Source organism: Streptococcus infantis (assembly GCF_019929575.1).
Taxonomy (GTDB): Bacteria; Bacillota; Bacilli; order Lactobacillales; family Streptococcaceae; genus Streptococcus; species Streptococcus infantis_L.
The window spans coordinates 1-22,125 of record NZ_JAHZPU010000019.1; the positions used below are offsets into that span (position 1 = coordinate 1).

Below are 22,125 nucleotides of genomic sequence, written 5' to 3' on the forward strand. Positions count from 1 at the left end.
AGTCAGCTCAAACAGCTTGAAAGATACTCGCTTAATCAGAGGAACAACTTTGTTGCACTTGACTTGACAATTGGGGACCCCTTTTAGAATTAAAATCGCTTTCATTCTAACGAATTTACCTCTGCCATTTCAAGGTAAAATATGGTATAATACCAAAGATTGAGGTGAACTATGGAATACAAATTATTTGAAGAATTTATCACTCTCCAAGCTCTCTTGAAAGAACTTGGTATTATACACAGTGGTGGAGCTATTAAATCCTTTTTAGCTGAGCATCATGTCTACTTTAATGGTGAATTAGAAAATCGTCGTGGAAAAAAAGTAAGAATCGGAGACTCTATAGACATTCCTGACAGGAAAATCCAAATCATTCTGACGCAACCGAGCTTAGAAGAACAGGAAGAATATGTCCAAGAAAAACTTGAGAAAGAACGTGTGGCTAAACTTGTCAAAGAAATGAATAAGACGGTCAAAAAAAAGCCAACAAAAAAGACCCCGAAAGCTAAAACAAAAACTGCACCACGTTTCCCAGGTAGATAAGTATGTGGCTAAAAAACTTATCCATCAAGCAATTTAGAAACTATCAGGATACCGAAATTGAATTTAATCCTAAATTAAATGTATTTGTGGGTCGAAATGCCCAAGGCAAAACTAATCTTCTGGAAAGTATTTACTTTTTAGCTTTAACTAGAAGTCATCGGACAAAGACAGACAAGAATTTAATTCAATTTGAAGAAGAACAGCTTCAAGTTTCTGGAATTATTCAAAAACGAACGGCTACTGTACCACTTGAGATTGATTTGACTCCAAAAGGTCGGATTACTAAAGTCAATCACTTAAAGCAAGCTCGACTATCTGACTATATTGGACACATGAATGTTGTTCTATTTGCACCCGAAGATTTACAACTTGTCAAAGGAGCACCAGCTATCCGACGTAAGTTTATAGATATGGAGCTAGGGCAAATCAAACCCATATACTTGTCAGATTTGTCAAGCTACAACCATGTTCTTAAACAAAGAAATACCTACTTAAAGTCAGCGAATCAGATCGACGAAACATTTTTATCTGTTCTGGACGACCAGCTAGTTGACTATGGTTGTCGAGTGATGGTTCACAGAGAAGAATTTATCAAAAAAATGGAATCTTTTGGTCGTGAAAAACACTTTGATATTTCGGACCAATTAGAAGAGTTGTCAATTCGTTATCAACCATCTGTAAACTTCACTGACAAGGGAAAACTAGCAGAATCTTTCTATGCAGCACTTCAAAAAAGTAGATCAAGAGATTTATTTAAAAAGAATACTGGAGTTGGTCCTCATCGGGATGATATGATTTTCTTAATCAATGGAATGGACGCAAGTTTTGGAAGTCAAGGACAACATCGTAGCCTTGTTCTTTCTATTAAACTAGCTGAAATCGAATTAATGGAGAACATTACAAAAGAATCGCCTATACTTTTACTTGACGATGTTATGAGCGAACTTGACAATACTCGTCAACTTAAATTATTAGAAACTATATCTCAAAATATTCAAACCTTTATTACGACAACTAGTTTAGAGCATCTTCAAAACTTACCAGATAATCTCAGTATATTTACTGTAAAGAGCGGTCAATTATTTGTAAACTAATATTTACATCGGTGTAAATAATAAAAAATCTCCTGTTTTACAGGAGATTTTTTATTACATTGAGTAGTTTGGTGCTTCATTTGTGATTTGCACATCGTGTGGATGGCTTTCTTTTAGACCGGCACCTGACATTTCGATAAATTGAGCATTATCATGCAATTCTTTAAGGTTAGCTGCACCACAGTAACCCATACCAGATCGGATACCACCAATCATTTGGAATACGATATCAGCTGCTGCTCCTTTATATGCAACACGTCCTTCAATTCCTTCTGGAACGAGTTTATTTGCTTCATTGACAGAGCCTTGGAAGTAACGGTCGCTTGAACCTTTCTTCATTGCAGCGATTGAACCCATACCACGGTATGTCTTGAACTTACGTCCTTGGAAGATTTCAGTTTCTCCTGGAGCTTCATCTGTTCCTGCAAACATTGATCCAAGCATTACTGCATTTCCACCAGCAGCAAGGGCTTTAACAATATCTCCAGAATACTTGATTCCACCATCAGCAATGATTGTTTTGCCATATTCACGCGCAACTGCTGCTGCATCATAGATAGCTGTAACTTGTGGAACTCCTACACCTGCGATAACACGAGTTGTACAGATTGAACCTGGTCCGATACCAACCTTAACAACGTCAACTCCTGCATCATAAAGAGCACGTGCACCTTCAGCAGTGGCAATATTTCCGGCAATTAGTGTACGGTCTGGGAAGTGCGCACGGATTTCAGCAATTTTACGAAGAACACCTGCTGAGTGACCATGGGCAGTATCAATAACAATGGCATCTGCACCTGCTTCAAAGAGTGCTTCTGCACGTTCAAATGTATCAGAAGTTACACCTACCGCACCAGCAACTAGAAGACGACCAAACTCATCTTTAGCTGCATTTGGAAACTCAATCACTTTTTCAATATCTTTAATCGTGATCAAGCCAGAAAGACGACCTTCTTCATCAACCAAAGGAAGTTTTTCAATACGGTGTTCTTGAAGAATGCTCTCAGCTGTTTCAAGATCTGTTCCAACAGGAGCAGTAACAAGATTCTCACTGGTCATATGATTTGAGATTGGTTGATTGTAATCTGAAATAAAACGAAGATCTCGGTTTGTTAAAATACCAACCAATTTACGATTTTCAAGAGTTTCAACCACTGGAACACCACTGATACGGTAACGTCCCATGAGTTCATCTGCTTCTGCAATTGTATGCTCTGGAGTCAAGAAGAATGGATCAATGATAACACCATTTTCAGAACGTTTTACCTTACGAACTTCATCTGCCTGCTGTTCAATAGACATATTTTTATGGATAACACCAAGACCACCTGCACGCGCAATAGCAATAGCCATTTGGCTTTCTGTTACAGTATCCATGGCTGCTGTAATAATTGGGATATTTAAAGTCAAATTATCTGCCAATTTTGTTGTTAAATCTGCATCATTAGGCAATACATGACTCTCTGCTGGAATAAGCAATACATCATCAAAGGTAAAACCTTTTTTCAAAAATTTAGTGTCCCAATTAGACATTGAAGTTTCCTCTTTTCTTTCTTTTTGAGCTTGACGCTTTTTGTATTGTATCTATCATACCATTCTATGAAAATTTGTCAATTATATTGATAATAGATAATGTAAAAAACTATCCCTTTAATTTTAAAGAAGAGATAGTTTTAGAGTTCATATTTTATCTATTAATGAAAGTAATTTAGACCCATTGCAGCTTTTACTTCTGAAAGCGTTTGACCAGCAACTTCTCGAGCTTTTTCACTACCTTTTTGAAGCATATTATACACTTCACCCATATCTTTAGCATATTCTAGGCGACGTTCACGGATTGGACCAAGTTCACGTTCTAGGATTTCCAGTAGATACCGTTTAGTCTTGACATCACCTAAACCTCCACGTTGATAATGCTCTTTCATGTCAGCAATTTCTTGAGCATCTTCAGGACGTCCAAAAACATCTAAATAATGGAAGACCATATTTCCTTCAATCTTACCTGGATCCTCGACACGAATATGATCTGGATCTGTATACATACTCATTACTTTCTTACGCAAAGTATCTGCATCATCTGACAAGTAGATACCATTATTAAGCGATTTAGACATTTTGGCATTTCCATCAAGACCAGGTAAGCGACCTGCTCCTTCATTTTCAGGATAAATTCCTTCCGGTTCTACTAAAACATCACAATTATAGGCATGATTGAATGAACGCACAATCTCACGCGTTTGTTCAATCATCGGTTTTTGGTCTGTACCTACAGGAACATAGTTAGCCTTAAAAGCTGTGATATCTGCTGCTTGAGCAATTGGATAAACTAAAAATCCAGTTGGAATACTTTCTCCAAATCCTTTCTGAGCAATTTCTGTTTTTACAGTAGGATTACGCTCCAGACGAGCCAAAGACACTAGATTCATGTAATACATAGACAACTCTGCCAATTCTGGTATTTGACTTTGAATGAAAATCGTTGATTTGTTAGGATCCAATCCCACTGCAAGATAGTCCAAAGCAACATTCCCAATAGACTCTACAATAGTTTGTGGATCTTTTGCATGGTCAGTTAAAGCTTGCTGGTCAGCCAAAAAAACAAACATGTCATATTTATCTTCTTGCTGTAATAAGACACGATTTTTTAAACTACCAACGTAGTGCCCAATATGTAATTTACCCGTTGGACGATCTCCTGTTAAAATAATGGGTTTATTCATCTTATTCTCCTTTGATATGGTCCTTTCAATTATAGCATTTTTTTGATAAAAAGACAGATAATTTTTTTTATCAAATAATTACGATTTCAACTCCTTGACTGTAAACTATCTGTAAACTTAATTTACAAATAATTGACAGATAAAAATTTGAATATTTGCTGATTTTCTAGTAGAATTAGAGTATTACATATAATAGGAGAAAAAAATTGCTAACAGTATCTGATGTTTCACTACGTTTTAGTGATCGCAAACTTTTTGATGAGGTCAACATCAAATTTACAGAAGGAAACACATATGGTTTAATTGGTGCTAACGGTGCAGGTAAATCAACATTTTTAAAAATCTTAGCTGGGGATATTGAACCTACAACTGGTCATGTTTCTCTTGGACCTGATGAACGTCTTTCTGTGCTTCGTCAAAATCACTTTGACTATGAGGATGAACGTGTTATTGATGTTGTTATCATGGGTAATGAAAAACTATACAACATCATGAAAGAAAAAGATGCTATCTATATGAAAGCAGACTTTACTGATGAAGATGGAGTTCGTGCAGCTGAGCTTGAAGGAGAATTTGCTGAACTAGGTGGTTGGGAAGCTGAGAGTGAAGCTTCACAACTCTTGCAAAACTTGAATATCCCTGAAGATCTTCATTACCAAAATATGAGTGAACTCGCAAATGGAGACAAAGTGAAAGTACTCCTTGCTAAAGCTCTATTTGGTAAACCAGATGTACTTCTTCTAGACGAGCCGACCAACGGTCTTGATATCCAATCTATTACTTGGTTAGAAGATTTCTTGATTGATTTTGATAACACCGTTATTGTCGTATCCCATGACCGTCACTTCTTGAACAAAGTATGTACTCACATGGCCGACCTTGACTTTGGAAAAATCAAACTCTATGTCGGAAACTACGACTTCTGGAAAGAATCTTCTGAGCTTGCTGCTAAATTGCTAGCAGACCGTAATGCTAAAGCAGAAGAAAAAATTAAGCAATTACAAGAATTCGTTGCTCGTTTCTCTGCTAATGCTTCTAAATCAAGACAAGCAACATCACGTAAGAAAATGCTTGATAAGATTGAACTTGAAGAAATTGTGCCATCTAGTCGTAAATATCCATTTATCAACTTTAAAGCTGAACGTGAAATCGGAAACGATCTCTTGACAGTAGAAAATCTATCTGTCAAGATTGATGGTGAAACTATTCTTGACAACATCAGCTTTATCTTGCGTCCAGGTGACAAGACAGCTCTTATCGGTCAAAACGACATTCAAACAACTGCATTGATTCGTGCGATCATGGGTGATATCGACTATGAAGGAACTGTCAAGTGGGGGGTTACAACTAGTCGCTCTTACTTACCAAAAGACAATTCAGCTGATTTTGCTGGGAGTGAATCTATCCTTGACTGGCTCCGTCAATTTGCAAGTAAAGAAGAAGATGACAATACCTTCTTGCGTGGTTTCCTTGGTCGTATGCTCTTCTCTGGAGATGAGGTTAACAAACCTGTAAACGTCTTGTCAGGAGGAGAAAAGGTGCGCGTGATGCTATCGAAACTCATGCTTTTGAAATCAAATGTTCTAGTACTTGACGATCCTACTAATCACTTAGATTTGGAATCTATTTCAAGTTTGAACGATGGATTGAAAAACTTCAAAGAATCAATCATCTTCGCCAGTCATGACCATGAATTCATTCAAACATTGGCTAACCACATTATTGTCCTATCTAAAAACGGTGTAATCGACCGTATCGATGAAACCTATGATGAATTCTTAGAAAATGCTGAAGTACAAGCAAAAGTCAAAGAACTTTGGAAAGACTAAATAATACTTTAAAACTCAGTTGGATTAACCAACTGAGTTTTCTATCATTCTATGAGGTAACATGAAAACATTTTTTAGAAACTATTGGACCTATTTTATTTCTTTCATCATTCCCCTAGTAATTATGTCAGGAGTCTATCTTTCTCAAGGTATCTACTGGAACAGTGATACTTCACCTTTATTAGGGGATGGATTTCATCAATATGTTATTTTTGATCTAAATCTTCGTAATATTTTACATGGGAGTGATAGTCTATTTTATACTTTTACCAGTGGTCTAGGTCTCAATTTTTATGCCTTGTCCAGTTATTACCTTGGTAGTTTTCTATCTCCTCTTGTTTATTTTTTTGATGTATCAAGCATGCCAGATGCAGTCTATCTGTCAACCTTGTTGAAATTTGGCTTGATAGGTCTGTCAACCTTTTTTAGCTTGAGTAAAATATTCAAAAATATACCTGCCCTACTTCGATTAGCTCTATCTACCTCATATGCATTAATGAGCTTTACAGTTAGTCAACTTGAGATTAAAACCTGGTTAGATGTTTTTATTTTAATCCCCTTAATTTTAAGTGGTTTACATCTACTCATAACGGAAAAAAAACGTATTCTATACTTTACAAGTTTGTCAATATTATTTATCCAAAACTACTATTTTGGATATATGACTGCCCTGTTTTTGGTAGTTTGGTATTTTTGCCAACTTTCCTGGGATTTTAAAAGTCGCAAGTTCTCTTTCCTTGATTTTTTCCTAACATCCTTACTCGCTGGTTTAACAAGTTTCATCATGACACTCCCAACCTTGTTTGACTTAAGAACTCATGGTGAAAAACTAACCGCTATTACAAAAATAAAAACAGATGCCAGTTGGTATCTAGATCTATTTGCTAAACAATTTATTGGTGCTTTCGATACAACTAAATATGGTTCTATCCCAATGATTTTTGTTGGCCTCCTTCCTTTCATCTTAACAATTGTATTCTTTACATTAAAATCAATTAAGTTTCACGTGAAACTATGCTATGCAACTCTACTCATTATCATCATTGCTAGTTTTTATCTAGAAGCCTTAGATTTATTTTGGCAAGGAATGCACGCGCCAAATATGTTTCTTCATCGCTATGCGTGGATTTTCTCTACTCTTTTAATTTATATATCAGCAGAAGTTTTAAATAGAGTTAAGGATATAAAATTGTGGAACGTTTTATTTTCAATAACTTTACTTTTATCTGGCTATCTGGCAACCATTTATTTTAAAAATCATTATTCGTTTTTAACTAAATTAAATATACTCTTAACGCTTGAATTCTTAGTGGTATACTTACTGTTATTATTGGCACTTATTAAAAAACTGATTTCTCCAAAAATCTTTTCAATTCTTATTTTGATATTTACAATAAGTGAAATTAGTTTTAATACTTCATCTCAACTAAATGGAATTACGAAAGAATGGGGATTTGCTTCTCGTAGTACCTATGATAAAGATATTCCAAGTATGAAAGCTATTTTGGAGTATACCAAACAGCAACCCGATACATTTACACGAACTGAAAAGTTACAAACTCAAACTGGAAACGATAGCATGAAATTTAACTACAATGGCATCTCACAATTTTCATCTGTTCGTAATCGTTCTGCAAGTACAACGTTAGATAAGTTGGGTTTTAAATCTTCAGGTACCAACCTTAATCTTCGTTATGCAAATAATACTATCATTGCAGATAGTCTATTTGGAATCAGCTACAATATTTCTGAAACCTATCCAGATAAATATGGTTTTCATCCAAGCTATCAAAAAGATAATCTAACCCTTTATAAAAATCAATTCGCTCTACCAATTGCTTTTGCTACACAGTCTCTTTACAAAGATGTCACTTTTAATGACCATACTCTTGATAACCAAACTCAATTTTTAAATCAAATTGCTGGCTTAAATGAAGAGTACTTTTATCCGATAGATCATCATACAGACTCTAGTGACAGTGTGGTCAATCTAAATGGAACAGATAATGAAGATGCAACTATCAGCTACAGTATTGAAGTACCTGATAATAGTCAGGTTTACCTTTCCATGACCAAGCTAAATTTTTCAAATGATAAGAAAAAGCAAGTTGACATCATTGTCAATGGTGAAAAAAAATCCTTTACCACAGATAATGCTTTTACATTTTTTAATCTTGGATATGCAGAACATAAACAAACTTTTGATATCCAGGTTAAGTTCCCAGGAAATGCTCAAGTATCATTTGAATCTCCAACTTTCTATCGCTTAGATACTAAGAAATATACGGATGCTATACGCAAAATAAAAGAAAATCCAGTAGAAGTGAGCTCTTATAAAAATAAAGTCACTGTAAATTATAAGATAAAGAATGAGACATCGATCTTTTTCACAATTCCTTACGACCGAGGATGGTCTGCTTACCAAAATGGTAAAAAATTACAAATTCAACAGGCACAAACTGGATTTATGAAAATTGATGTTCCTGAAGGTGAAGGAACTATTACCCTTTCCTTTTTACCAAAAGGATTTGTTGGTGGTGCAAGTTGTTCTCTTATTGCTATTATTGTCTTTATTTTTTATGATATTCAAAGAAAAAAATATTCTAGATAAAAAAACTATCGACCGAATTGGTCGATAGTTTTTAGTCCTCTTCAGCTTTTTTAGGTTGATAGGCTAGCATTCCTAAAGCAACAAAAATCATTACTGTAAAGATAAGGAAAATAATCTGACTATGAATATTACCTGTCATAGAAATGGTTTGTCGTAAACCTGAAACTGAATAACTCATAGGTAACCATGGATTAATAGTTTTAAAGAATTGATTCGTCAAAGCTAAAGGATAAGTTCCTGCACTTGATGCTAATTGAAGGAGTAATAAAATTAAAGAGAAGAAGGCGCCTAGGCGAGAATTCCAGGTTGTCAATGCTGTTACCATCGCCATGAAAGCAAGGCTGGTTAAAATTATCAAAGCTAAGGTTTTGAATTCATGTACTGCAGTAAGTCCAATTAAATGTACTCCACCATAAACTAATACTCCTGCCAAACCAGCAATGATACCGTTAATTTCAAAGCGAGACTTAAACCAAGCCCAGCGACTTTCTGGATGGCGCCCAGAAGGCAATTTAGCAAAAATCATATTAGTTGAAATAGCAGCAACAAAAAGAGCAACTGATATCATATACGGAGCCATAGCAATCCCATTAACAGCAACTTGATCCGTATCAGTTTTTGAAAGACTTAAAGGATCAGCCAGTAAGTCTGCATTTTTTGGTTCAGTTGAAGCCTTATTCAATTGTTTATCAGCATCTGTCAACCCTTGATTTAATTGACTTGAACCATCACTTAATTTTCCGAGTCCTGATTGTAAAATTTCAGATCCTTGAGCAAGTTGATCTGCTCCACTAGCTATTTTTTCAGAACCATTAGCCAGTTGATTTGCTCCTGAAACTAGCTGGTCTGATTTATCAGCTAATTGTTGAGAACCCGCTTGTAATTGATTAAATCCAGCAGTTAAATCTGATGTTTTATTGTTTACTTGGTTGACACCTGATGCAAGTTTATCAATTCCTGTTGCTAATTCTGGCCCATTCGCTGCTAATTTAGCAGTAGCACCTGTCAATGTAGAAGATTTTTCTGTTAACTGATTAGAGCCTTGTAGCAACTTATTGAAACTTCCTGTCAAATTCGAATTTTTCGAACTCAACTGACTTGCTCCTAAAGCTACTTGATCTACAGATTTTGTATAGCTGTCAATACCAGATGCAAGAGCTTGACTAGCTGGCAATAACTGACCATCAATTGCTGTTTGAATCTGTGTTAATCCACTTGACAAACTTGTCAATGTTGAAGAAGCAGTTGGTAATAATTGACTTGAGTGATTCTTTAATTGAGTTAGACTATCTGTTTGAGTGGTTACATTTTCTAAAGAAGATTGTAACGTTTGAACTGTAGTTAAAATTGTTCGTGCTGACTCACTAGCAGAAGATGATTGATTAGAAACCACAGAAGTTATCTCTGCCTGTTGGTCAGGAGTTAAGCTTTGATAAGCACTCGTAGATTGAATAGCTGATAAAGTAGTTTCTTTTTCAGATTGATTTGAAGTAATGATGCTTTGTGCTGAATTTGCAATCGTTGATAGACTACTAGAAAGCTGGTTTGTTACTTGAGTTATCTCTCCATTATCTGCTGTTTGAATAGCTTGATTAAATTGCTCTAAACTAGTTGCTAATTGTTTAATCTGATCTTTCTGTTGGTTTGCCCCATCTAATTGAGTAGAAAGTTCTTGAATACCTTGATTAAGTTGTGTTAATCCTGTACGTAGAGTCTCTGATTTTGTAGAAATCTGATTTGCACCTGATGATAGACTTTGAACTCCATTTGTATAAGTATCAATACCAAGTGAAAATTGATTTAATCCTGAATTGAGTTGAGAAACACCACCTGTATAGGCTTGTGTGCCTGCATCAAGTTGAGTCAATCCTGATACCAGTGCCGGTGTCTGTGAATTCAGTTGGTTTAATCCATTATCAATTTGTGAAATAGCGCTGGTATATTGATTTAAACCAGTATTAAAATTACCAAGACCAAGATTTAACTGATTTACACCAGCTGTATAGGTTCCTAAACCTGTAGATAATTGATCAGCACCATTAGAAAATGTGAGACTCGATTGAGCTAAGGTTTGAAGATTGGTTGATAAGGTTTGACTCCCATCAGAAAGCTGATTCGAACCATCAGCCAACTGTAAACTTGCATTTGCCGCTTGAGATAAACCAAGTTTTAAATCCCCCATCTTATCAAATAAAGCTTTGGTATAAGATTGAGTAACTTTAGTAGCCACAGTCTGTTTGATTTGTGTCATGGCAGAATCACTCATCTTGCTAGCAATAAAACTATGACCACTTGATGTCTGATAGTCAATCGTCATCTGTTCAGGATGATTTGTAAGGATAGAAGAAGCTTTCTCAGAAAGATTACTTGGCAACGTTACGACCATGTAATAATCTCCATCCCGCAGTCCTCTTTCTCCCTCACCTTCATCTACAAAATGAAAATCCAAGCTATTACTATCTTTTAAATTAGACACCATGTCTTCACCAATAGTGAGTTTTTCATCATTATAAGTAGCAGCTTGGTCCTTATTAACAATTGCTACAGGTAACTCCGAAAGTTTACCGTATGGATCCCACATTGATGATAAGAAAATGATATTGTAAAGAGCTGGAATTAAGGAAATTCCTATCATGACAATAATAAATGTCGGTTTTTTAAAGATTGCTTTCCATTCTTTAAACATATTGTCTCCTTTTTTAAACTACTTGTCTAAATTTTTGATATAATAGATTATACATAAAAAAATTAAAAAGACAAGATAAAAAATCCGTTTTTAAACACATTGTCTAAAAATGTTCATATGGAGGGAACATGCAAGAAAGTAATAAACGATTAAAAACCAAGCGCATTATCGAAAATGCCATGGTAGAATTATTGATGGAACAACCATTCGATCAGATTACAACTGTTAAATTAGCACAAAAAGCTGGAATTAGCCGCTCCAGTTTCTATACTCATTACAAAGATAAATACGATATGATTGAACATTACCAAAGTAAACTATTTCATACCTTCGAATATATCTTTCAAAAACATGCTAATCACAAACGAGATGCTATTCTAGAAGTATTTGAATACTTGGAATCAGAACCGCTTCTAGCAGCTCTTTTATCTGAAAATGGAACCAAGGAAATTCAAAATTTCCTGAGAAATAAGCTTCACATCCTACTGAGCACGGACCTTCAAAAACGTTTTATGCAACTCAAACTAAATGAAGTAGAATTAGAATACAGTAGCGTCTATCTAACAAATGCTCTCTTTGGAGTCTGTCAAACCTGGATTGCCCACGGAAAAAAAGAAAGTCCACAAGAAATCACGGACTTTTTGATGAAAATGTTAGGGGATACAAATTAATAAAAAGCTCTATAATAGTTATAGGAAATCAAACCCCTATGGATATTATGGAGCCTATTTTGTTGTTCTTATTAGGCTAAGGCAATACAATTTTCTTAGTTTTATTTTCGGACAAAAATCATTCTTTCTCAATATATTGAATATGCCTCCCCTCATTACATCGAACAAAGAATCAAAAAAGGAACACCAAATTAGTGTTCCTTTCATCTGACTCCGCCAGTAGGACTCGAACCTACGACATCATGATTAACAGTCATGCGCTACTACCAACTGAGCTATGGCGGATTAAATAGTCCGTACGGAATTCGAACCCGTGTTACCGCTATGAAAAGACGATTTCTTAACCAACGGACCCTCTACCTGTAGCAGATATAACCATTATATCAATTTATCAAAAATTGTCAATTACTTTTTTTGGTTTTTAGCCATTAGTTCTCTCAATTTTTTTGTTTTTAGACGAGAGATAGGACAACGATGATCTTCATAAAATACAACTTCCATTTTTTTACGATCAATTTCTCTCACATTACCAATATTGACTAAAAATGACTTGTGAGCTAGATAAAAACGTTGGGTTTCCTTATCCTTTTCTTGAATATCTGTCATTGTTCCATAGAATTCTTTTGCAAAATTCTTACCTACAATCCGTAATTTATGAGAAGTTCCAGTTGTTTCAATGTAGAGAATATCATGATAAGGAATACAAAGATCATTTCCTTTATAACTATAATCAAAATAATCAACGACTGATTGGTTTTCAAGTAAAGTAGTCTTAGTGTAAAGCACACAGTCGGCAACTCTATTTTTAAAAACTTGATCACTGGTTTCTTTATCAATGAAATCCAATGCTGAAACTTTGTATTTATAAGTCAAGGTAGCAAATTCAGATCGACTTGTAATAAAAACAATAATGGCATAAGGATTGCGGTGACGAATAAATTGAGCAACCTCAAATCCTTTTCTCTCAATCCCATTGATATCAATATCTAGAAAATAAAGCTGATTGACTTCATCATGCTCTACATATTCCATAAATTCTCTTACTTTTCCTGTTGTTTTATAGGAGATAGGAATATTTGTTTCCTTAGAAATTTTATTTAGAGTTGTTTCCAACCTTACTTGGTGTTCTATAATATCTTCTAAAATCAATACTTTCATATCAGTTCCCTCTTAAATCTAATTACTTGTTTAAATACATCATTATCAATTTCTGTTTCTAAAATAACATTGTCATATTTTCCTAAAATTTCTTTAACATTATTAAGTCCAAGTCCTCTATGTCTTCCTTTAGTTGAAAATCCTAATTCAAATAAATCTTCGGATTTTACCTTTCTTTTTTTACAAGAGTTTTGGATGACAACTAGAGTTTCAAGATCCAACTTGATAATAGCTACCTCTAGTTGTTTCTGATAGCTTTCAACTGCTCCCTCAACGGCATTATTGAGAAGAACACTCATCACGCGCACCAAATCTAACAATTCCATGGACAAAGGAGTAATGACATCTTTTACCTCTAGTGTATACTCTACATCATTAGTTTTCGCATTCACAATAGATTGTGCAATCAAACTACGAAGGGCTGAATCCTCAATATTATTCAAATCGAAATAGGTATACTTATCTGAACGTAATTTTTGATTCGCCTTTACAAGAACTTCACTGTAAACCCTGTCAATTTCTTGTAAATCTTTACTTTCGATCGCCATTCTTAAGCTGACAAGCATTCCTGTATAGTCATGACGAAAACCACGAATTTCATTATATAAGGAAACAATCTCATCCGTGTAAGTTTGCAAGTGTTTTTGCTCAAACTTCTTTTGTTCCAATTCAATTTCTTTTTCTATCTGAACTTTATGAGAATTCATGGAGAAAAAAGTCAAAAGTAGGCCAACAAAAACAATGGATGATAAAATACTTCCAAAACCATTTAAGTGACGAATCGTACTCACAATATCTGAAGTGAAAGAGACAACGTGTAGAAAAATAAATGCAAAGAGCACTTTCTTCAGAAAAGGATATAGATAGTCTTTATCAAAATATTTAAATTCGAGATGGAAATAAGACACAACAACTTTAATAACCAAATAAGTTAAGATCAGGATAAATAGAGAAAAATAATTGTTATACTTCAATGCAAACTCATCTCCTGTAATAGATGATAAGGTTACTGATAAAAAGTTATTAGTACTATTATATAAAAGAGAAAATAATAGACTGATAAAAATTCCCTTAGATTTCTCATACTTCTTAAATCCAACAAAGTAACCAAATAGGAGGAAAGGAAATAAAAATTTAGACAAACTAAAACTATCTAATTTCAAGAAATAGAGAATTATTTCCAATACTAATGGTATTAGAAATATATAAAGACTAAAAAAATATTGGTCTTTTCTAGTTGCTTTACAAACCCATTCATGAATTTTACTAATAATAAAAACATAAACAATAGCAATTACTAATCCGAATAAATTCATTATTTCCCACCTTTATTTTTACTTACTTTCTTTTTGGAAAAAGAAAATTATTTATTGTATATGGAGGTCTCCATTCCCCACCTCTGATTTCCTGCAGTTCTTTTTCGTTCAATTCTTGGAAATCTTTCATTTGAGCAAAATCTGTATTCTTTTTCATAATATAAACTCCTATAATGTTTTTCTTGTAAATTAACTTACAAAAATATTATATAAAATCTACGATACCTATAGAGAATTATTTCTCAAATGCTCAAATTTTATTCTGAAATGTCAAATTTTTACAAAAAAAGCTGGGATTTTTTCCCAGCTTACGATTTAACACTGATCCCAGCAGGATTCGAACCTGCGACCGTTCGCTTAGAAGGCGAATGCTCTATCCAGCTGAGCTATGAGACCTTACTAATCTATCTTATCAAAAAAAGCTAGCTTAGTCAATCATCTATTTATGATAGGGAGAGCCCTGTTGAATCGAAAACGCTCTATAAATTTGTTCTACTAAGACTAATCTCATTAGTTGATGAGGAAGCGTCAATCTCCCAAAACTAACAGAGAGATTGGCTCTTTTTTTCACCTCTGGAGATAGTCCTAAACTCCCACCAATGATAAAAGTGATTGTCGAAAATCCATTGATAGAAGCCCTTTCAAGCTGCTTACTGAACTCTTCAGAAGAAAAAGTGGTTCCTTCAATAGCTAAAACAACTACAAAATCACGTTCCCCTACTTTAGCAAGAATGCGGTTCCCTTCCAACTCCAAAATCTTTTGATTTTCAGATTCGCTGGCCCGATCTGGTGTTTTTTCATCAGCCAACTCAATCATTTCTAGATTAGCAAATCGTGAAATTCTCTTGGAGTATTCTGCTATGCCATCTTTGAGATATTTTTCTTTCAGTTTTCCAACTGTTACCACTTTAATTTTCATTCTTCTATTCTAACATATTCACACTAAATTTCACATCTTATTCACAGATAAGATTTTGAAAAACTTCAATAAATTCACAGGTTTTCGAAAGTTATCCACAAGTTGTGAAAAACTTTTTGTTTTTAAGCTTGGATTAAGCTAGCTATTTTATACTTTCATTGATAAAAAAACATGGAGGCTTCTATGAAAAACTTAAAAACTAGTTCCAAAAAATGGGGACAACTTTTAGTAGTCATTCTCATTAGCTTTTTTAGTGGTATTTTAGGTACTTTTACCACATTGCAGCTCAGTCAAAAACAAAATAGTGGTACGACAACTACAACGACTGTCAGCAAAACAGCTGTAAAAAATGAAAACTCAACTACACAGGCAGTCGATAAAGTTAAAGATGCTGTTGTATCTGTCATTACTTACTCATCAAATTCTCAAAATAGTTTACTCGGATCTGATGAAACTGATACAGATACCAATGCTGAACAAGTATACAGCGAAGGTTCTGGGGTCATTTATAAAAAGGAAGGGAATACTGCCTACCTTGTAACCAATACTCACGTTATTAATGGCGCTAAAAAAGTTGATATTCGTTTAGCAGATGGCACAAAAGTCCCTGGTGAAATTGTGGGTTCTGATACTTATTCAGATATTGCCGTTGTAAAAATTGCTGCAGATAAGATCACTACAGTAGCTGAATTTGGTGATTCTAATCAACTAACAGTTGGAGAAACAGCTATTGCAATCGGAAGTCCTCTAGGTTCTGAATATGCCAACACTGTGACTCAAGGGATTGTATCAAGTTTAAATAGAAATGTCTCTCTAAAATCTGAAGACGGACAAGCTATTTCAACCAATGCTATTCAAACAGATACAGCTATTAACCCTGGTAACTCTGGCGGTCCTTTGATTAATATTCAAGGCCAAGTTATCGGTATTACATCAAGTAAGATTGCCTCTAATGGTGGAACATCTGTCGAAGGTCTTGGTTTTGCCATTCCTGCAAATGACGTAATCAATATTATTAAACAATTAGAAAAAGATGGAAAAGTAACTCGACCTGCTCTTGGAATCCACATGGTTAACTTATCAAATCTTAGTACAACTGATCTTCAAAAACTAAAACTTCCTGGAAATGTTACTTCTGGTGTCGCTGTTCGTTCTGTTCAAAAAAATATGCCTGCCAATGGACATCTGCAACAATATGACGTCATTACAAAAATAGATGATAAAGCTATTTCTTCCACTACTGAATTACAAAGTGCTCTATATAGTCACTCTATTGGAGACAGTATGACTGTTACTTACTACCGTGATGGTAAGGAAGAAACAACAACTATTAAATTAGATAAGAGTACTAGTGATTTAGATAAGTAATTTACAGATATGTAAAGTTACTTTACAGAATATCTAAGTTGTGATAATGTAGAATTATGGAAGAATTTAAAATTGTTCAAATAAAAGATATTCAAAAAAATCCCTATCAACCTCGTAAGGAATTTTCAGAAGAAAAAATACAAGAACTGGCACAATCTATTAAGGAAAACGGTTTGATTCAGCCTATTATCGTTAGAAAATCTCCTGTACTTGGATACGAGATTTTAGCTGGAGAAAGACGATATCGTGCATCTATAGTTGCTGGTCTTTCCGAAGTTCCTGTCATTGTTAAGCAACTTTCTGATCAAGATATGGTGCTTCATTCTATCATTGAGAATCTCCAACGAGAAAATTTAAATCCAATAGAGGAAGCTAAAGTATATCAGTCCTTAATTGATAAAGGTTTTACCCACACAGAAATTGCTGAAAAAATGGGGAAATCTCGACCTTATATTACAAACCTAGTTCGATTGTTAGGGCTACCTAAACATATCCTAACCGAAGTTGAAAGTGGGAAGCTTTCCCAGGCTCACGCTAGACTCCTCATTCAATTATCAAGTGATAAACAAGATAAACTCTTGAATCGTATTCAAACTGAAAATCTCTCTGTTCGGCAAGTTGAACAAATACTACAAAAAACGAAGAAGATCAACAAAAAAGAAAAAGATTACTTTGTCAAAGAGGAAGAGCAAACATTAAAAAAAATACTCGGATTAGAAGTTCAGATTAAGCTACAAAAAAAAGATAGTGGTAAAATTACTATTTCTTTCCATAACCAAGATGAATACCAACAATTTATTAACAGCCTGAAATAAGGCTGTTATTTTAGTATTCTTAACGAACATAGTTATCCACTGCATTTTAGTTTTTAAAAGCCCAGTATTTCAGAATTTTTCTTAGTTATCCACATTTTGTGGATAACAGTTAAAAACATTGTTAATTGTTTTCCACAAGTTGTGGAAAAATAATCTCATCTATGGTAAAATGATTCTATCAATAAACCTTTTAAATTCTATAGTAAAGGAGGAGGAAATCATTGAAGGAAAAACAATTTTGGAATCGTCTTTTAGAACTTGCACATGATAAACTAACTCAGTCAGTTTATGATTTCTATATTTTAGACGCGAAACTTATTAAAGTTGAAGAGACTACTGCAACGATTTTCTTACCCCGAGATGAAATGCAGATTTTCTGGGAAAGAAATATCAATGGGATGCTTTTAGCGGCAGGTTTTGAAATCTATGATACTGAAATAAAAGCCCATTATGTCTTCACGAAAGTTGAAGAAGCTGCCTCTCAAGTAGACCTACATTCTGAGTCTACAAATAACTATCAGCAAAATCTGTCCACTATTCCATATTCTGAAACTGGACTCAAGGAAAAGTATACTTTCGATAATTTTGTCCAAGGAAATGGTAATGTTTGGGCTAAGTCCGCAGCTTTAGCAGTTTCTGAAGATCCTGGACTAACTTATAATCCTCTATTTATCTATGGAGGTCCTGGACTTGGAAAAACTCACCTGCTAAATGCCCTTGGTAATGAAATTCTAAAAAAGAGTCCAAATGCGCGTGTTAAATACATACCTGCTGAAAGCTTCATTAATGAATTTCTAGAGCATTTGAGACTCAATGATATGGAAAAATTTAAAAAAACTTATCGTAGTTTAGATCTCCTACTCATTGATGATATTCAATCTCTTAGTGGAAAGAAAGTTCAGACTCAGGAAGAGTTTTTCAATACATTTAACGCCCTTCACAATAATAATAAACAAATTGTTTTAACAAGCGATCGTAGGCCTGAACATTTAGAGAGTCTACCTGAACGTCTGGTCACGCGCTTCTCGTGGGGATTAACGACAGATATCACACCACCTGATTTTGAAACACGTATTGCTATTTTACAGAGTAAGACTGAACATCTCAATTATCATTTTCAGAATGATACACTCGAATATTTGGCTGGACAATTTGACTCTAACGTGCGAGAACTCGAGGGTGCACTCAATGATATCAGCCTAATGGCCAAAGTCAAAAAGATTAACGATATCACAGTTGACATTGCCGCTGAAGCTATTCGTGCTCGTAAACAAGACGTCAGCAAAATGATTGTGATTCCAATTGATAAAATCCAAACAGAAGTTGGAAACTTCTATGGTGTTAGTGTCAAGGAAATGAAAGGAACTAGACGTGTTCAAAATATCGTTTTAGCCCGTCAAGTTGCCATGTATCTAGCCAGAGAAATGACTGATAATAGCCTTCCTAAGATTGGAAAAGAGTTTGGTGGTAAAGACCACACAACAGTCATTCACGCTCATGGAAAAATCAAATCCATGCTTGAAACAGATGATAATTTACGTATAGAAATTGAAAACATCAAAAAGAAAATTAAATAACTTGTGGATAACTTTTAAAAAAATCTCTCATTTATCCACATCTTTTAAACAAGGATCTGTCCTTGAGTTTTCTTGATTACAAGTGTTTTTCCACAGATTTCACACACTCTATTATTACTATTATCCTTCTAATAATAAAAAGAATAAAGGAGAATCCATGATTCATTTTTCAATTAATAAAAACTTATTTTTACAAGCCTTAAATACAACAAAGAGAGCTATTAGCTCAAAGAATGCAATTCCTATCTTATCGACTGTAAAAATTGATGTTACCAATGAAGGAATTACCTTGATTGGATCAAATGGTCAAATCTCAATCGAAAATTTTATATCGCAAAAAAATGAAAATGCAGGTCTCTTGATTAACTCTTTAGGTTCAGTTCTACTGGAAGCTTCTTTCTTTATCAATGTTGTTTCAAGTCTTCCAGATGTAACACTTGATTTTAAAGAGATTGAACAAAAGCAAATTGTCTTAACTAGTGGAAAATCAGAGATTACTCTTAAAGGAAAAGATAGCGAGCAATATCCACGTATTCAGGAAATTTCTGCAAGCAATCCTTTAGTTCTTGAAACAAAACTTCTTAAAAAGATTATCAATGAAACAGCTTTTGCAGCTAGTACCCAAGAAAGCCGTCCTATTTTGACGGGGGTACATTTTGTCTTGAACAATCATAAAGAATTAAAAACAGTTGCGACAGACTCTCACCGTCTCAGTCAGAAAAAGTTGACTCTTGAAAAAAATAGCGATGATTTTGATGTTGTCATCCCAAGTCGTTCGCTACGTGAATTTTCAGCTGTTTTTACGGATGATATCGAAACAGTGGAGATTTTCTTCGCCAATAATCAAATTCTCTTTAGAAGTGAAAATATTAGCTTCTACACACGTCTCTTAGAAGGAAATTATCCAGATACAGATCGATTGATTCCAACAGATTTCAATACAACAGTGACTTTTGACGTTGCTAAACTACGCCAGTCTATGGAACGTGCACGTCTTTTATCAAGTGCGACACAAAATGGTACTGTTAAATTAGAAATCAAAGAAGGAATTGTAAGTGCCCATGTTCACTCTCCAGAAGTAGGGAAAGTAAACGAAGAAATTGATACTGAAAATGTAAGTGGTGCTGATTTGACAATTAGTTTCAACCCAACTTATTTGATTGAAGCACTAAAAGCTCTAAATAGCGAAAAGGTTACAATCAGCTTTATTTCTGCAGTTCGTCCATTTACTCTGGTTCCAGCTGATACAGATGAAGATTTCATGCAGCTCATCACGCCAGTTCGTACAAATTAATGAAAAGAGGTTGAGCCTAGCTCGCCTCTTTTATGGTATAATCGAAAAAGAAAAAGGAGACTAACTATGTATCAGGTTGGAAATTTTGTTGAAATGAAAAAACCACATGCTTGTACGATTAAGTCAACAGGCAAAAAGGCAAATCGCTGGGAAATTACTCGTGTTGGTGCAGATATCAAAATAAAATGTAGTAATTGTGACCACGTAGTCATGATGAGTCGCTATGATTTTGAAAGAAAAATGAGTAAAATCATCGACTAATAACCCTAGTTAGAGGGTTAGCAAGTTTTCCCTTTTTGTGTTATAATATTGAAGATTGAAATGTGAACGGAGAATGAGAAACTATGGCTTTAACAGCAGGTATCGTGGGTTTGCCAAACGTCGGTAAATCAACCCTATTTAATGCAATTACAAAAGCAGGAGCAGAGGCTGCAAACTATCCATTTGCAACCATTGACCCAAACGTTGGAATGGTAGAAGTTCCAGATGAACGCCTCCAAAAATTGACGGAAATGATTACTCCTAAAAAGACAGTTCCAACAACCTTTGAATTTACAGATATTGCAGGGATTGTAAAAGGAGCATCAAGAGGAGAAGGTTTGGGAAATAAATTCTTGGCCAATATCCGTGAAGTTGATGCGATTGTTCATGTGGTTCGTGCCTTTGATGATGAAAATGTCATGCGTGAGCAAGGTCGTGAAGATGCCTTTGTGGATCCGCTAGCAGATATTGATACTATTAACCTAGAGTTGATTCTTGCTGACTTAGAATCAGTCAATAAACGCTATGCGCGTGTAGAAAAAATGGCGCGTACACAAAAAGATAAGGAATCAGTTGCAGAATTTAACGTTCTTCAAAAGATTAAACCTGTTCTTGAAGACGGTAAATCAGCACGTACCATTGAATTTACAGATGAAGAGCAAAAAGTAGTCAAAGGTCTTTTCCTTTTGACCACGAAACCTGTTCTTTATGTAGCTAACGTTGATGAGGATGTCGTTGGAGACCCAGAATCTATCGATTATGTGAAGCAAATTCGTGAATTCGCAGCAACAGAAAATGCAGAGGTAGTGGTTATTTCAGCGCGTGCTGAAGAAGAAATTTCTGAGTTAGACGATGAAGATAAAAAAGAGTTTCTTGAAGCCATTGGTTTGACAGAATCAGGTGTGGATAAGTTGACTCGTGCTGCTTACCATCTACTAGGACTTGGAACTTACTTCACAGCTGGTGAAAAAGAGGTTCGTGCTTGGACCTTTAAACGTGGTATGAAAGCTCCTCAAGCAGCTGGTATCATCCACTCTGACTTCGAAAAAGGTTTTATTCGTGCAGTGACCATGTCTTATGACGATTTGGTAAAATACGGCTCTGAAAAGGCTGTAAAAGAAGCTGGACGTTTGCGTGAAGAAGGAAAAGAATATGTCGTGCAAGATGGCGATATTATGGAATTCCGCTTTAACGTTTAATCAATATTTAAAATAATGTCAATTAGGTTGGAAAAAAATTCCAACCCTTTTGACTTTTGAAAGGAAA

General features: G+C 34.7%; 18 protein-coding genes and 2 tRNA genes. 11 read left to right on the top strand and 9 right to left on the bottom strand.

The genetic code is table 11. The features are described 5' to 3' along the window. Positions 1-171: 171 nt before the first annotated feature. On the top strand, positions 172-540 hold the full coding sequence (gene yaaA, locus K1I67_RS06795; RefSeq protein WP_223339364.1) for a S4 domain-containing protein YaaA: 369 nt from the start codon (positions 172-174) through the stop codon (positions 538-540). 2 nt (positions 541-542) lie between these two features. Further along, on the top strand, positions 543-1,634 hold the full coding sequence (gene recF / locus K1I67_RS06800) for a DNA replication/repair protein RecF (RefSeq protein WP_223339365.1): 1,092 nt from the start codon (positions 543-545) through the stop codon (positions 1,632-1,634). A 54-nt stretch (positions 1,635-1,688) separates the two neighbouring features. Here recF and guaB read toward each other — a convergent pair whose 3' ends face one another. After that, a complete protein-coding gene (gene guaB / locus K1I67_RS06805) occupies positions 1,689-3,167 on the bottom strand; it encodes an IMP dehydrogenase (protein WP_045762410.1) in 1,479 nt (492 codons plus the stop codon). Between the two features lie 161 nt (positions 3,168-3,328). Further along, complete coding sequence (trpS, locus tag K1I67_RS06810; protein WP_223339366.1) at positions 3,329-4,354, bottom strand: tryptophan--tRNA ligase; 1,026 nt, start codon at positions 4,352-4,354, stop codon at positions 3,329-3,331. A 206-nt stretch (positions 4,355-4,560) separates the two neighbouring features. Between trpS and K1I67_RS06815 the strand changes: the two genes are divergently transcribed. Further along, on the top strand, positions 4,561-6,183 hold the full coding sequence (locus K1I67_RS06815) for an ATP-binding cassette domain-containing protein (RefSeq protein WP_000958799.1): 1,623 nt from the start codon (positions 4,561-4,563) through the stop codon (positions 6,181-6,183). 61 nt (positions 6,184-6,244) lie between these two features. After that, entirely contained in the window at positions 6,245-8,794 is a 2,550-nt protein-coding gene (locus tag K1I67_RS06820; RefSeq protein WP_223339367.1) for a YfhO family protein, read from the top strand. A 31-nt stretch (positions 8,795-8,825) separates the two neighbouring features. Here K1I67_RS06820 and K1I67_RS06825 read toward each other — a convergent pair whose 3' ends face one another. After that, positions 8,826-11,480 carry a YhgE/Pip domain-containing protein gene (locus K1I67_RS06825; protein ID WP_223339368.1) on the bottom strand — a complete coding sequence of 885 codons (2,655 nt, stop codon included), beginning with the start codon at positions 11,478-11,480 and terminating at the stop codon, positions 8,826-8,828. 128 nt (positions 11,481-11,608) lie between these two features. Between K1I67_RS06825 and K1I67_RS06830 the strand changes: the two genes are divergently transcribed. Further along, on the top strand, positions 11,609-12,151 hold the full coding sequence (locus K1I67_RS06830; RefSeq protein WP_001158257.1) for a TetR/AcrR family transcriptional regulator: 543 nt from the start codon (positions 11,609-11,611) through the stop codon (positions 12,149-12,151). A 211-nt stretch (positions 12,152-12,362) separates the two neighbouring features. Here the strand turns inward: K1I67_RS06830 and K1I67_RS06835 are convergent. The 6 genes from K1I67_RS06835 to rlmH all read right to left on the bottom strand — a co-directional run bounded on the left by K1I67_RS06835 (position 12,363) and on the right by rlmH (position 15,544). Further along, positions 12,363-12,436: transfer RNA gene (locus tag K1I67_RS06835), tRNA-Asn, on the bottom strand. Between the two features lie 120 nt (positions 12,437-12,556). Continuing rightward, positions 12,557-13,309, bottom strand: coding sequence for a competence system response regulator transcription factor ComE (gene comE, locus K1I67_RS06840; protein WP_049530388.1), 753 nt, complete (start codon positions 13,307-13,309; stop codon positions 12,557-12,559). Beyond that, positions 13,306-14,625 carry a competence system sensor histidine kinase ComD gene (comD, locus tag K1I67_RS06845; protein ID WP_223339369.1) on the bottom strand — a complete coding sequence of 440 codons (1,320 nt, stop codon included), beginning with the start codon at positions 14,623-14,625 and terminating at the stop codon, positions 13,306-13,308. Before comD ends, comE begins: the two co-directional genes overlap by 4 nt. A gap of 22 nt (positions 14,626-14,647) precedes the next feature. Beyond that, positions 14,648-14,782 carry a competence-stimulating peptide ComC gene (gene comC / locus K1I67_RS06850; RefSeq protein ID WP_080936286.1) on the bottom strand — a complete coding sequence of 45 codons (135 nt, stop codon included), beginning with the start codon at positions 14,780-14,782 and terminating at the stop codon, positions 14,648-14,650. A 165-nt stretch (positions 14,783-14,947) separates the two neighbouring features. Further along, positions 14,948-15,021, bottom strand: a tRNA-Arg gene (locus K1I67_RS06855). Between the two features lie 43 nt (positions 15,022-15,064). After that, positions 15,065-15,544 (bottom strand): 23S rRNA (pseudouridine(1915)-N(3))-methyltransferase RlmH, encoded by a 480-nt coding sequence (rlmH, locus tag K1I67_RS06860; RefSeq protein WP_000695942.1) that lies wholly within the window; start codon positions 15,542-15,544, stop codon positions 15,065-15,067. A 183-nt stretch (positions 15,545-15,727) separates the two neighbouring features. On the opposite strand from rlmH, the gene K1I67_RS06865 reads away from it, so the two are divergent. The 6 genes from K1I67_RS06865 (at position 15,728) to ychF (ending at position 22,058) form a co-directional block, all read left to right on the top strand. Continuing rightward, the gene (locus K1I67_RS06865; RefSeq protein WP_223339370.1) at positions 15,728-16,912 is read left to right on the top strand and encodes a S1C family serine protease; all 1,185 of its coding nucleotides are present in this window, start codon (positions 15,728-15,730) and stop codon (positions 16,910-16,912) included. 56 nt (positions 16,913-16,968) lie between these two features. Further along, complete coding sequence (locus tag K1I67_RS06870) at positions 16,969-17,727, top strand: ParB/RepB/Spo0J family partition protein (RefSeq protein WP_223339371.1); 759 nt, start codon at positions 16,969-16,971, stop codon at positions 17,725-17,727. Between the two features lie 221 nt (positions 17,728-17,948). After that, on the top strand, positions 17,949-19,304 hold the full coding sequence (dnaA, locus tag K1I67_RS06875) for a chromosomal replication initiator protein DnaA (protein WP_223339372.1): 1,356 nt from the start codon (positions 17,949-17,951) through the stop codon (positions 19,302-19,304). Positions 19,305-19,461: 157 nt separating this feature from the next. Continuing rightward, positions 19,462-20,598, top strand: coding sequence for a DNA polymerase III subunit beta (gene dnaN / locus K1I67_RS06880; RefSeq protein ID WP_223339373.1), 1,137 nt, complete (start codon positions 19,462-19,464; stop codon positions 20,596-20,598). Between the two features lie 66 nt (positions 20,599-20,664). Continuing rightward, a complete protein-coding gene (locus tag K1I67_RS06885) occupies positions 20,665-20,859 on the top strand; it encodes a DUF951 domain-containing protein (protein WP_049503817.1) in 195 nt (64 codons plus the stop codon). Positions 20,860-20,942: 83 nt separating this feature from the next. Then, positions 20,943-22,058 (top strand): redox-regulated ATPase YchF, encoded by a 1,116-nt coding sequence (ychF, locus tag K1I67_RS06890; protein ID WP_045762398.1) that lies wholly within the window; start codon positions 20,943-20,945, stop codon positions 22,056-22,058. Positions 22,059-22,125 lie beyond the last annotated feature (67 nt).